The sequence below is a fragment of the Microbacterium sp. BWT-B31 genome (assembly GCF_041379855.1).
Classification (GTDB): Bacteria; Actinomycetota; Actinomycetes; order Actinomycetales; family Microbacteriaceae; genus Microbacterium.
Genome location: NZ_JBFECU010000008.1, coordinates 23442 through 36494 on the forward strand (window position 1 = coordinate 23442; position 13053 = coordinate 36494).

11 protein-coding genes are annotated in these 13053 nt (G+C 69.4%); 6 read left to right on the plus strand and 5 right to left on the minus strand.

The genetic code is table 11. The annotated features are described in order from the left end of the window. Positions 1-54 precede the first annotated feature (54 nt). Positions 55-3426 (minus strand): isoleucine--tRNA ligase, encoded by a 3372-nt coding sequence (gene ileS, locus AB1K54_RS09870; protein WP_371202574.1) that lies wholly within the window; start codon positions 3424-3426, stop codon positions 55-57. A gap of 202 nt (positions 3427-3628) precedes the next feature. On the opposite strand from ileS, the gene AB1K54_RS09875 reads away from it, so the two are divergent. Together AB1K54_RS09875 and AB1K54_RS09880 are read left to right on the plus strand one after the other, a co-directional pair. Further along, positions 3629-4147: a hypothetical protein gene (locus tag AB1K54_RS09875; RefSeq protein WP_371202575.1), complete on the plus strand. Its 519-nt coding sequence runs from the start codon at positions 3629-3631 to the stop codon at positions 4145-4147. A 61-nt stretch (positions 4148-4208) separates the two neighbouring features. Next, positions 4209-5144 carry a 5'-3' exonuclease H3TH domain-containing protein gene (locus AB1K54_RS09880; RefSeq protein ID WP_371202576.1) on the plus strand — a complete coding sequence of 312 codons (936 nt, stop codon included), beginning with the start codon at positions 4209-4211 and terminating at the stop codon, positions 5142-5144. A 3-nt stretch (positions 5145-5147) separates the two neighbouring features. Here the strand turns inward: AB1K54_RS09880 and AB1K54_RS09885 are convergent, their stop codons facing one another. The 4 genes from AB1K54_RS09885 to trpD form a co-directional block, all read right to left on the minus strand. After that, positions 5148-5645 carry a ClbS/DfsB family four-helix bundle protein gene (locus AB1K54_RS09885; protein WP_371202577.1) on the minus strand — a complete coding sequence of 166 codons (498 nt, stop codon included), beginning with the start codon at positions 5643-5645 and terminating at the stop codon, positions 5148-5150. A 28-nt stretch (positions 5646-5673) separates the two neighbouring features. Next, a complete protein-coding gene (locus tag AB1K54_RS09890) occupies positions 5674-6669 on the minus strand; it encodes a PHP domain-containing protein (RefSeq protein WP_371202578.1) in 996 nt (331 codons plus the stop codon). A gap of 38 nt (positions 6670-6707) precedes the next feature. Beyond that, complete coding sequence (locus AB1K54_RS09895; RefSeq protein ID WP_371202579.1) at positions 6708-7211, minus strand: aromatic ring-opening dioxygenase LigA; 504 nt, start codon at positions 7209-7211, stop codon at positions 6708-6710. A gap of 92 nt (positions 7212-7303) precedes the next feature. After that, complete coding sequence (gene trpD, locus AB1K54_RS09900) at positions 7304-8368, minus strand: anthranilate phosphoribosyltransferase (protein ID WP_371202580.1); 1065 nt, start codon at positions 8366-8368, stop codon at positions 7304-7306. 229 nt (positions 8369-8597) lie between these two features. Between trpD and AB1K54_RS09905 the strand changes: the two genes are divergently transcribed. Genes AB1K54_RS09905 through AB1K54_RS09920 form a run of 4 tightly spaced genes read left to right on the plus strand, consistent with a single transcriptional unit; the run spans position 8598 to position 12955 of the window. Further along, entirely contained in the window at positions 8598-9200 is a 603-nt protein-coding gene (locus tag AB1K54_RS09905; RefSeq protein WP_371202709.1) for a heme-copper oxidase subunit III, read from the plus strand. A gap of 19 nt (positions 9201-9219) precedes the next feature. After that, complete coding sequence (locus AB1K54_RS09910; RefSeq protein ID WP_371202581.1) at positions 9220-10017, plus strand: c-type cytochrome; 798 nt, start codon at positions 9220-9222, stop codon at positions 10015-10017. A 35-nt stretch (positions 10018-10052) separates the two neighbouring features. Continuing rightward, positions 10053-11132: a ubiquinol-cytochrome c reductase iron-sulfur subunit gene (locus AB1K54_RS09915; protein ID WP_371202582.1), complete on the plus strand. Its 1080-nt coding sequence runs from the start codon at positions 10053-10055 to the stop codon at positions 11130-11132. After that, positions 11129-12955: a cytochrome bc complex cytochrome b subunit gene (locus tag AB1K54_RS09920; protein WP_371202583.1), complete on the plus strand. Its 1827-nt coding sequence runs from the start codon at positions 11129-11131 to the stop codon at positions 12953-12955. The genes AB1K54_RS09915 and AB1K54_RS09920 overlap by 4 nt, the downstream gene beginning before the upstream one ends. Positions 12956-13053 lie beyond the last annotated feature (98 nt).

Consider the following 13053-nt stretch of genomic DNA (forward strand, 5'->3'; position numbering starts at 1 on the left):
GGCCGTGGACGCCGCTCCGAGGCCCGAAGCTCAGGAGTTCGGCACAGCCGCCGGTCATGAGGATGCCGCCACCCGCGTGACGGCGACCTCGAAGGCGCCGCGGTTGGCGAACGCGCCGGCGGGGAACACTCCGACGTGGTCGGGCGCGGGTTCGGCCGGCCGGCTGCCCCGCGGACCGTAGAACGAGTGCTCGACCGCGAGGGTCTCTCCCGCGACGTTCGCGGTCTCGAACGCGGACTCGACGGCGACACGGTCATCGGCCTCGTCGAAGGCGAGCTCGAGACGAATGCGGTCGCTCACCTCGAAGCCGGCGGCCTTTCGGGTGTCTTGCACGGCGCGGATCACGTCGCGAGCGAGGCCCTCGGCCTCGAGCTCGGGCGTGGTCTGCGTGTCGAGCAGCACGAAGCCGCCGCCGGGAAGGAGCGCGATCGCGGTGCCCTCGGCCACTCCCCCCGCCTCGAGGGCGAGCTCGTACTCTCCCTCTTCGAGCGGAATGCCGTCGACGACCACGATGCCGCCCGACTCCTCCCACACGCCCGCCTTCGCTCCGGCGATGACGTGCTGCACCTGCTTGCCCAGGCGTGGACCCGCGGCGCGCGCGTTGACGGTGAGTCGTCGGCTGATCCCGAACTCCTCGGCGAGGGTCTCGGTCAACGGCACGCACTCGACGGCCTTGACGTTCAGCTCGTCGCGCAGGATGTCGGCGAACTGCGCGAGGGCCGCCGCATCGGTCACCGCCACCGTCAGACGCGACAGCGGCAGGCGCACGCGCTTGCCCTCCTTCTTGCGCAGCGCGTTCGCGGTGCTCGAGACCTCCCGCACGGCGTCCATCGCCGAGCGGATGTCGTCGGCCGGCGCGAACGCCGAGGCGTCGGGCCAGTCCTGCAGGTGGACGCTGCGGCCTCCGGTGAGCCCCTGCCACACGCGCTCGGACACGAGCGGGATCAGCGGCGCCGCGACGCGCGTGAGGGTCTCGAGCACGGTGTAGAGCGTGTCGAACGCCTCGCGGCTGCGCGGGTCGTCGGTCGCGCCCACCCAGAACCGGTCGCGCGAGCGACGGATGTACCAGTTGGTGAGCACCTCGGCGAACTCGCGCAGCTTGGCGGCGGCCAGCGTCGAGTCGAGCACCTCGAGGTCGGCGGCCACCTCGCGCACGAGATCGCCGGTCAGAGCGAGGATGTAGCGGTCGAGCACGTCGGTCGAAGAGGTCGACCAGGATGCCTCGTACCCGGCGCCGTCGGGACCGCCCGAGGCGTTGGCGTAGGTGGCGAAGAAGTACCACGCGTTCCACAGCGGCAGCAGGAACTCGCGCACGCCCGCGCGGATGCCCTCCTCGGTGACGATGAGGTTGCCCCCGCGCAGCACCGACGACGACATCAGGAACCAGCGCATCGCGTCGGATCCGTCGCGGTCGAAGACCTCGCTCACATCGGGGTAGTTCTGCAGCGACTTCGACATCTTCTGGCCGTCGCTGCCGAGCACGATGCCGTGGCACGAGACGCCCGTGAACGCGGGGCGGTCGAACAGCGCCGTCGACAGCACGTGCATGACGTAGAACCAGCCGCGCGTCTGCCCGATGTACTCCACGATGAAATCCGCCGGCGCGTGCGAGTCGAACCACTCGCGGTTCTCGAACGGGTAGTGCACCTGCGCGTACGGCATCGACCCCGAGTCGAACCACACGTCGAACACGTCCTCGATGCGGCGCATCGTGGAGCGGCCGGTCGGGTCGTCGGGGTTGGGGCGGGTCAGCTCGTCGATGAACGGGCGGTGCAGATCGACCTCGCCCTCGGCGCTCCGCGGCAGGCGCCCGAAGTCGCGTTCGAGCTCGTCGAACGATCCGTACACGTCCACGCGCGGATACTCCGGGTCGTCGGACTTCCACACCGGGATCGGCGAGCCCCAGTACCGGTTGCGGCTGATCGACCAGTCGCGCGCGCCCTCGAGCCACTTGCCGAACTGGCCGTGCTTGACGTTCTCGGGCACCCAGGTGATCTGCTCGTTGTTCGCGAGCAGTCGGTCCTTCAGGTCGGTGACGCGTACGAACCAGCTCGAGACCGCCTTGTAGATGAGGGGGTTCCGGCAGCGCCAGCAGTGCGGGTACGAGTGCTCGTAGCTGGCCTCGCGAAGAAGACGGCCCTCCTGCTTCAGCAGGCGGATGAGGGGGCGATTCGCGTCCATCCACAGCTGGCCCGCGACATCCGTCACGTGCGGCAGGAACCGCCCGCCGTCGTCGAGCGACAGGATCGTCGGGATGCCGGCGGCCTCGGCCACCCGCTGGTCGTCCTCGCCGTACGCCGGAGCCTGGTGCACGATGCCGGTGCCGTCGCTGGTGGTGACATAGTCGTCGACCAGGATGCGCCACGCGCTCTCGGTGCCCCAGGTGGCGGCATCCGCGTAATAGTCGAACAGCCGGTCGTACGCGACGCCCTCGAGCTCTTCGCCGGTCACGACCCGTTCGACCGCCTCGCGCGCCGCCTCGGCGGACTCGTAGCCGAGATCCTTCGCATAGCCGCCGAGGAGGTCCTCGGCGAGGAGGTAGCGGTGCGCCACCGCCGACTCGGACTCGTCGCCCGCGGGCACGTCGGCGGCGCCCTCCGGACCGCCGGGCACAACCGCGTACCGGATGCCGGGACCCACCGCCAGCGCCAGGTTGGTCGGCAGCGTCCACGGCGTTGTCGTCCACGCCAGCGCCCGCACGCCGGTGAGGCCGAGCGCCTCGGCCTTGGCGCCCACGAGCGGGAAGGTCACGGTGACGGAGGGATCCTGACGCATCTTGTACACGTCGTCGTCCATGCGCAGCTCGTGGCTCGACAGCGGCGTCTCGTCGCGCCAGCAGTACGGCAGCACGCGGTAGCCCTCGTAGGCGAGCCCCTTGTCGTAAAGGGACTTGAACGCCCACAGCACCGACTCCATGTAGCCGGGGTTGAGGGTCTTGTAGCCGCGGTCGAAGTCGACCCAGCGCGCCTGGCGCGTGACGTAGTCCTGCCACTCGCGCGTGTACGCGAGCACCGACTCGCGCGCCTTCGCGTTGAAGGCGGCGATGCCCATCTGTTCGATCTGGCTCTTCTCGGTGATGCCGAGCTGCTTCATCGCCTCGAGTTCGGCGGGAAGACCGTGCGTGTCCCAACCGAACACGCGGTCGACCTTCTTGCCGCGCATCGTCTGGAAGCGCGGGAAGAGGTCCTTCGCATACCCGGTCAGGAGGTGCCCGTAGTGCGGAAGGCCGTTGGCGAACGGCGGGCCGTCGTAGAAGACCCATTCGTCAGCGCCCTCGCGCTGCGCGATGGAAGCCTGGAAGGTCTCGTCTGCGTGCCAGAACGCGAGGATCTCGCGCTCGATCTCGGGGAACCGCGGGCTGGGCACGACAGATGCCGGAACGGCATCGGCGGCGGGGCCGAAGGCGGAGGTGCGGGGATAGGTCATGGCGTCTCGCAGGTCTCGGTGGACTGAACTGCCGCCGGGACGATCCTCACGGACCGCGGTACCACCCCGCTTGCCCGGGCCGAGAACCTTTCGATTCATGGCCGAGCCGCTTTCACTGCGGCTGTGACGGGCCTGCCCCGCTCGGTTCTACTGAGGACCGGGGTCCTGTTCTTCCGAGAGCTCCCCGGTGATGGCCGGATCGATGCTCGTCCCCCGAGTCTACCGGGCGCCGGCGACCGCGGGCGAGTCGGATGCCCTCGCTACTGTCGAGGGATGGCCCGACCCGTCACCCCCCAGCCCGCCGCGCGTCTCGCCGCCCGACCTGCCCGCCCGGCTCGACGACCGGGGCGGCCTCCGCCCCCGCTCAGACGCGTTCCAGACGCGCGTGAGCGGTCTTGACGAGGTGACGGATGCCGCGCACAGCGCCCTGACCGAGTGCGTGCTCGACGGCGTGAGCGCGCAGCGCCTCGACCTGACCGGCGCGAATCTCGTCGACGTGGACTTCGCCGAGCCGCGCGCCGACGAGGTCGACACGCGCGGGCTGAGGGCCGAGCACCTCGATCTGCGGGGGCTGAGGGCCGAGCACCTCGATCTGCGGGGGCTGGATGCCGCGGCCTACCTCGACCCGGCAGCTCTGCGCGGCGCGACCCTCACACCCTGGCAGGTCGAGCAGCTCGCGTCCGCCTTCGCCGTCGCGCTCGGCGTCGACGTGCGCGACTGAGCCGCGGCCCGGGGTCGCCGGGGGCCGGTCGCGCGTCGGGGGTCCGTGGCAGGATGAGCGCATGCCCGGCCGCCTCATGCTCCTCGACTCCGCCTCGCTCTACTTCCGAGCGTTCTACGGCGTTCCCGACTCGGTGCGCGCCGCCGACGGCACGCCGGTCAACGCGGTGCGAGGATTCCTCGACATCATCGCCAAGCTCGTCACGCTGTACCGGCCCACCGACCTCGTGGCCTGCTGGGACGACGACTGGCGCCCGCAGTGGCGCGTCGATCTCATCCCCTCCTACAAGACGCACCGCGTCGCCGAGGTCGTGGCCGGCGGGCCCGACGTCGAGGTCGTCCCCGACCCGCTCGAGGTGCAGGTGCCGATCATCCGCGAGGCGCTCGCCGCTGCCGGCATCCCCATCGTCGGGGCGGCCGAGCACGAGGCCGACGATGTGATCGGCACGCTCGCGACCACCGCGACGCAGCCGGTCGACATCGTGACCGGCGACCGCGATCTGTTCCAGCTGGTCGACGACGCCCGCGATGTGCGCGTGGTCTACACCGCACGCGGCATGAGCAACCTCGAGGTCGTCACCGATGCGACCGTGGTGACGAAGTACGGCGTGCTGCCGAGCCAGTACGCCGACTTCGCGACGCTGCGCGGCGACTCCTCCGACGGTCTTCCGGGGGTCGCCGGGATCGGCGAGAAGTCCGCCGCCGCGCTGCTCCTCGCGCACGGCGACCTCGCCGGCATCCTCGCGGCGGCCGAGGCGGGCGACGGCATGAGCGCGGGCGTGCGCACGAAGCTCACGGCGGCCCTGCCCTACCTCGAGGTCGCACCGCGCGTGGTCGCGGTCGTGCGCGACCTCGACCTTCCGGCGGTCGACACCGCGCTGCATCCGCTCGATGACCGCGCGAAGGCGCATGCCGCGGCCTTCGCCGATCGCTGGTCGCTGGGAACGGCGATGACGCGCCTCGTCGACGCGCTGAAGTCCTCGGGCGCTGCCGGCTGAGCCTTACGCGAGACCGAGCCCGGCGGCGATCGTGGCCCGCGCCCACTGGTAGTGGTTGCCCCCGCACTCGATCGCGAACTCGCCCAGCGCCGCCCCCTGCGTCCACGGCGTCAGAACCGGATCGCTGAGCTCGGCGTCCGTGTGCAGCGCGACATCGGCCTGCAGCGACTGGTGCGAGGCCTTCAGCAGGGGCAGCAGTTCGGCCAGGCTCGTCTGCTGCCACTGCCGCCGCAGGTCCTCGTTGAGCTCGGCGACCTGCGACCACGCGTAGCCGTCGGCGGGGATCTCGGGGGTTCCACCGCTCTGCCCCTCGGCGTACCACCCCTCGAACAGGATGTGCCACGCGTGCAGATGGGTGATGACGTCGCGAAGGTTGCGGTCGCGCGCGGCACCCGCGAACGGCTCGTCGAGCCGCTCCGGCGGCAGGGCGTCGATCAGCGCCATGAGCGCTTCGAACTCGTCGTCGTTGCGAGCCAGCACCGCGTCGCGAGAGTAGTCCATCCCCCGAACGTAGCGCCGCGCGCGCCGTTCAGCGAGACCTCTCCAGCCACTCCCGCAGCCCGCCGAGCGAGCGCGTCGTGACGATGCGTTCGGCGGGGACCCCCGCACGCTCGGCGCGCTCGGCGCCGTAGTCGATGAGCGACAGCTGCCCCGGCGCGTGCGCGTCGGAATCGATCGAGAAGAGGCATCCGATCTCGAGCGCGAGCGCGATCAGATCGTCGGGAGGATCCTGGCGTTCCGGGCGGGAGTTGATCTCGACGGCGACACCGTGCTCGGCGCACGCCTCGAACACCGGCCGCGGGTCGAAGCTCGACGGCGGCCTGGTGCCGCGGGAGCCTTCGACCAGGCGTCCCGTGACATGGCCGAGCACGTCCACGCGCGGGTTCGAGACGGCGGCGACGAGCCGCCGCGTCATCGGCGCACGGTCCATGCGCAGCTTCGAATGGGCCGATGCCACCACCACGTCGAGATCGTCGAGGAGGTCCGGCTCCTGGTCGAGGGCGCCGTCGTCGAGGATGTCGACCTCGATCCCCCACAGCAGCGCGAAGCCGTCATCGCCGAAGCTGCGCACGATCTCGCGCTGCGCGCGCAGCCGCTCGGGCGAGAGCCCGTTGGCGACCCGAAGCCGCGGCGAGTGGTCGGTGAGCGCGAGGTACTCGTGCCCGAGCGTGCGTGCCGCCTCGACCATCAGGCCGATCGAGGTGAGGCCGTCCGACCAGTCGCTGTGGCTGTGCAGGTCGCCGCGCAGCAGACGCCGAAGCTCTGACGCGCGCTGCGCGCCTGTCCGCTCGCGCAGGTCCGCCAGGTACCCCGGCACTCCCCCGGCCAGCGCCTGCTCGATGACCGCGAAGGTCGACTCGCCGATCCCCTTGCGACGCCGAAGGGATGCCGCGTCCCTCAGCTCGTCGTCGGTGAGGCCCGCGATCGCATCCGCCGCCGCACGGAACGCCTTCGACTTGTACCGCGACGAGCGCTCGCGCTCGAGCAGCGTCGCGATCTCGGTCAGCGCGTCGTGCGGGTGCATGACACGCTCAGCGGGGTGCGGTGGTCACCGTCGGCCGGTCACGCCTCCGGCGCGGCGAACGCCGACCGCTTCACGACGACCGGGGCCTCGGCCAGGCGACGCAGCGCCCAGCCGAAGAGGATCGAGAGCACGCCGATCGCCGCCGCGAAGGCCGCCACGCCGTAAGCGACGACCGACGTGAACAGCGACGCTCGCAGGAACGACGCGTTCATGACCGTCCCGCGCACAGGGTCGTCCTGGTCGAGCTCGGCGTAAGTCTTTCCCCCCGATGCCTCGAGCGCGTGCTGGTTGATGATGTCGGCCTGCACGTATGCGGTGAACGGCCCCGCGACGATCTGACCCTGGAAGGCCGCGGCGTCGTCGGGGATGGTGATGTCCTCGGCGACGAGCTGGTTGGTCACGGCGATCCACGCGATGGCGCCCACGAGGATGAGGAGGATGCCCCCGACGATCCCGAGGGTCCCGACGATCTTCACCCCTCCGGTCCGGCGTGCGGGCGGTTCGATCGTGTCTGCGGTTTCAGGGGTGACGGCATCCGACATGGCGACCTCCTCGAACGGGCTGATTGCGGCCAACCTAGCGCGCGCGAGCGGCGCGCCACCAGAGGTGCGCGCGGGCGTTTCGCGGCGTGTCGTCAGGCGCCCGCGAACGACCGGGTCACGGCGACCCACTCGTCGAGCTTCGCCGACGCCGCGCCTGCGTCGATCGCCGTGGTCGCGGCATCCATCGCCTCGGCGAGCCGATCGAGAATGGGGCGCTGCGCCTGCGTCGAATCCTGCGACAGGCGGTACGCGACGATGCCCGCGGCCGCGTTGAGCAGAACGATGTCGCGCACCGCGCCCTTCTCGCCCGCCAGCACGCGACGGACGACGTCGGCATTGTGGGCGGGGTCGCCGCCGAGCAGATCCGAGATGTCGGCGAGCGGGATGCCGAGGTCGCGCGGGTCGATGTCGTGCTCGTGGACGTCGCCGCGACTGATCTCCCACAGCCGGCTGTGACCGGTCGTCGTGAGCTCGTCGAGGCCGTCGTCGCCGCGGAAGACCAGCGCGGTCGCGCCACGCGTGCGGAACACGCCGGTGATGAGCGGCACCCGGTCGAGGTGCGCGACACCCACCGCGTTGGCCTCGGCGCGCGCCGGGTTGCACAGCGGCCCGAGGAAGTTGAACACAGTCGGCACTCCGAGTTCGGCGCGCGTCGGGCCCGCGTGGCCGAAGCCGGGGTGGAAGGCGCTCGCGAAGACGAACGTGAGACCCGTGCGCTCGAGGGTCTCGGCGACCGCCTCGGGCGCCAGCAGCAGTTCGACGCCGAGCGCGGCCAGCACGTCCGACGAGCCCGAGGAGCTGCTGGCGGCCTTGTTGCCGTGCTTGACGACGGGCACTCCGGATGCCGCGGCCACGATCGCCGCCGTCGTCGAGACGTTCACCGTGCCGAACCTGTCGCCCCCGGTGCCCACGATGTCGAGCACGTCGGCCGGGACCGGAAGCGGCAGCGCCGCCTCGAGGATCGCGTCGCGGAAGCCGACGACCTCGTCGACCGTCTCGCCCTTCGCACGGAGCGCGATGAGGAATCCGGCCAGCTGCGACGGCGTCGCTGTGCCGGTCATCACCTGTCGCATCGCCCAGGTGGATTCCGAGACGCTGAGGTCCTTGCCCTCGAGAAGAGTCGTCAGGACATCGGGCCACGAGTACAGATCCGCCATGGGTCAGAAGCCTACTGCCGGCAGACCGCGCGATCACGCGCGGGATCGTGCGCACGGCGCCGGGGCCACAGGCCCGGCTCTCGGCATCCTCACGGGAACCTGTCAGGGCGCGTCGAGGCGGCTTCGAGGTCGGCCACAGCCCACTGGGTGGAGCAGGATGCGAATATCCGAGCCCGACATCAGCCATAATGGGGACGTGACGAGCACGCCAGCGACCTATTCCCAGGCCATGCGATCCGTCAAGCGACCAGATCCGGTCGCTGTCGGCACGATCGTGTGGCTCGGCAGCGAGGTGATGTTCTTCGCGGGTCTCTTCGCGATTTACTTCACCCTGCGCAGCACCTCCCCAGAGCTGTGGGCGGAGCGCACACCGCTGCTGAACGTTCCCTTCGCGGCTGTGAACACGCTCATCCTGGTGCTCTCGAGCTTCACGTGCCAGATGGGCGTCTTCGCCGCTGAGCGATTCCAGCCCTACCGCACGGGTGGGTTCTGGAACCTCCGCAAGTGGGGAATGGTCGAGTGGTTCTACCTCACTTTCTTCATGGGAGCGGTGTTCGTCTCCGGCCAGGTGTGGGAGTACGCGCAGCTCGTCGCCGAAGGCATGCCGATCAGCGCCGACTCGTACGCGTCGGCGTTCTACCTCACGACCGGGTTCCACGCCCTGCACGTCACCGGTGGTCTGATCGCCTTCCTCCTGGTCATCGGCCGCGCGTTCGCGGTCAAGAACTTCGGGCGCAAGGAGATGACCTCTTCGATCGTCGTGTCGTACTACTGGCACTTCGTCGACGTGGTCTGGATCGCCCTGTTCATCGTCATCTACTTCCTGAGATAGAGCGGAGCAAAGTCCCGACATGGCACGAGAAAGCAAGCGCCGCTCGCACGGCCGCCGGAGCCCCTGGGCTGCGGCGGCGCTCATCGGAATCGGACTGCTGATCACCGGCGGCGTCTACGCCGGCGCGTCGGCGGCGATGGCCGCGACGAACGAGTCCGCACCCACCGCGGTCAGCGCCGAGGACGGCAAGAAGCTGTTCCAGGCCAACTGCGCCACCTGCCACGGCCTCAACCTCGAAGGCACCGAGAACGGCCCCGCGCTCTACGGCGTGGGCGAGCTCGCCGTCGAGTTCCAGGTCTCCACCGGCCGCATGCCGCTGCAGATGCAGGGCCCGCAAGCACCGCAGAAGCCGCCGCAGTTCACCGACGACCAGATCAAGGCGCTTGCGGCGTTCGTGCAGTCGACCTCGCCCGGCCCCGCCTTCCCCGACGAAGAGGTGCTCGACGCTGAGGGCGACGTTGCGCGCGGTGCCGAACTGTTCCGCATCAACTGCGCGATGTGCCACAACGTCGCCGCCGCGGGAGGCGCTCTCACCGAGGGCAAGTACGCACCGGCGCTCACCCACACAAGCCCGCTGCACATGTACGCCGCGATGGTGACCGGCCCGCAGAACATGCCCGTGTTCAGCGACATGAACCTCACGCTCGAAGACAAGCGCGACATCATCTCCGCCCTGGTCTTCCTGCAGGACAACCAGTCGCCCGGCGGGTTCTCCCTCGGGTCTCTGGGCCCGGTATCAGAGGGCCTGTTCATCTGGATCTTCGGCATCGGCGCACTGATCGCCATCACCGTGTGGATCACGGCGAAGTCCAACTGATCGAACGACGAAACCCCACGCGAAGAGGACACAGCATGGCACACGAGGACGATCCGCTCGAGCACGAGAGGGCTTCCTGGAAGCCTTCCCCGGGGCTCGCGGTCGCCGTCAGCGACCCGGTGAACGCTCCGGAGCTCCCGCCGCACCGGGCGCGCATGACCGACAAGGATCCTGCCGCGATGACGCGCGCGGTCCGCACCGTCTACACGCTGTTCTACCTGTCGGTGGCGGCGAGCATCTGGGCGGTCGCCGCGTACATGATCTTCCCGATCGAGAGCGGCCGGATCGTCGACATCCGCAACAACAACCTCTTCATCGGCCTCGGCATCGCCCTCGCGCTGCTGGCCCTCGGCATCGGTGCGATCCACTGGTCGAAGGCCGTCATGTCCGACAAGGAGTACGTCGAGCCCCGGCACGCCACGCGCGGACGCGACTCGACGCGCGAGGCCGCCATCAAGGCGTTCTCCGACGCGAACGACGACTCGGGCTTCGGCCGTCGCGCGATGATCCGCAACTCGCTGTTCGCCGCGCTCGTGGCCTCGATCATCCCGGGTGTCACGCTGTTTCGCGGCCTCGCCCCGCAGAACTCCCCCGAGAACCCGATCGCCGGAGACCCCGTCGCCCTGCTGTCGCACACGATGTGGAAAGAGGGCACGCGTCTGGCGCGCGACCCCGAGGGCACGCCGATCAAGGCGTCCGAGGTCACCCTGGGCTCCGCCTTCCACGTGATCCCCGAAGACCTGGCCGACCTGGGCCACGAGGACGGCTACCTCGAAGAGAAGGCGAAGGCGATCGTCCTGCTCATGCGGCTTCAGCCCGAGCAGCTCATCGAGACGGAGGACCGCAAGGACTGGTCGTATGACGGCATCGTCGCCTACTCGAAGGTCTGCACGCACGTCGGCTGCCCCGTGGCCCTGTACGAGCAGCAGACCCACCACCTGCTGTGCCCCTGCCACCAGTCGCAGTTCGACGTCACGCGCGGCGCTGCGGTGATCTTCGGCCCGGCGGCGCGTCCGCTGCCGCAGTTGCCGATCAAGGTCGATGCAGAGGGCTACCTCGTCGCGCGCAGCGACTTCACCGAACCCGTCGGCCCGAGCTTCTGGGAGCGCCATTGAGTACCGCATCCGCAACCTCCCGGTTCCAGGCTGAGAGCAAGCCGAAGCCCCTCGGCGGCCGCTTCGTGGGTGCCGCGTCGAACTACATCGACGAGCGCACCAGCCTGTCGGGCTTCGTCAAGGAGCTGGGCCGCAAGATCTTCCCCGACCACTGGTCGTTCATGCTCGGCGAGATCGCCCTGTGGAGCTTCGTCGCCGTGCTGCTCTCCGGCACGTTCCTGACGTTCTTCTTCCAGGCCTCGATGGTCCCGACCCACTACTCGGGCGCGTTCCTGCCCATGCGCGGCGTCGAGATGTCGGCGGCGCTCGATTCCACCCTGCGCCTGTCGTTCGACATTCGCGGTGGCCTGCTCGTGCGTCAGATCCACCACTGGGCGGCGCTCGTGTTCGTCGCGGGCATCGGCGTGCACATGCTCCGCGTGTTCTTCACCGGCGCCTTCCGCAAGCCGCGCGAGCTCAACTGGGTGATCGGCTTCATCCTCTTCATCCTGGCGATGGGCGAGGGCTTCACCGGCTACTCGCTCCCCGACGACCTGCTCTCGGGCAACGGCCTGCGCATCATCGACGGCATGGTCAAGGGCATCCCGCTCATCGGCACGTGGACCTCCTTCCTGCTGTTCGGCGGCGAGTTCCCCGGCAACCAGATCGTCGGACGCCTCTACACACTGCACATCCTGCTGCTGCCCGCGATCCTCGTGGCGCTCCTGGTCGTTCATCTGATGCTGATGGTGATCAACAAGCACACCCAGTTCGGCGGTGCCGGGCGAGCCAACAACAACGTCGTGGGCTACCCGATGATGCCGGTCTACATGTCGAAGATGGGCGGCTTCTTCTTCATCACGTTCGGTGTGATCGTGCTGGTGGCGTCGCTGTTCACGATCAACCCGATCTGGAACTACGGCCCGTACGACCCTTCCCCCGTGTCCGCCGGCACCCAGCCCGACTGGTACATCGGCTTCGCGGACGGCGCGCTGCGCCTGGTCCCGCCGCACCTCGAGTTCGTGTTCCTGGACCGCACGTGGTCGTTCAACATTCTGATCCCGCTCGGCGTGCTCGGACTGTTCATCATCCTCGTGCTCATCTACCCGTTCATCGAGGCGTGGATCACGGGTGACAAGCGCGAGCACCACATCGCCCAGCGTCCGCGGAACGCGGCGACCCGCACCGCCATCGGCGTCGCCGGCGTCATCTTCTACGCGGTGCTGTGGGCCGCGGCGTCCTCCGACATCATCGCGACGCACTTCTCGCTGACCATGGAGGGCGTCATCCACACCCTCCAGGCTCTGCTCATCCTGGGCCCGATCATCGGGTACTTCGTCACGAAGCGCATCTGCATCGCCCTGCAGAAGAAGGATCGAGAGATCGCGCTGCACGGCTACGAGTCGGGTCGCATCGTGCGTCTGCCCGGTGGCGAGTACATCGAGGTGCATCAGCCGGTCGACGAGTACGAGCGGTGGAAGCTGGTCGACTTCGAGACCAACGAGCCGCTGGTCGTACGCCCGAACGCCAAGGGCCGCATCCCATGGCACGAGAACCTGCGCTCGTCGCTGTCGCGCTGGTTCTTCGAGGACCGCCTCACCCCGGTCACGCAGACCGAGCTCGATGCCGCGCTGGCCCATCAGCACCACGCACTGGATCACATCGCTCACGAAGAGGACGCCGAGATCCAGGCCGCCCACGACCGTGCAGGTGTTCCCGATGCGCCGCACGTTCCGATCGACGACGGTCACAACAGCGAGACGGCCAACCGCCCGTCGAACGTGATCATCCCCGACGACGGAGCGAAGAAGTCTCGCAACCGCGATAGCGACGGCAGCCAGTAGCCGCCGATTCGACAGGCGATCGGATGCCCGGCCCCTCGCTCCTCAGGGAGCAGGTGCCGGGCATCCGTGTTCGGTGCGCCCGTCGATGACCGCCGAGG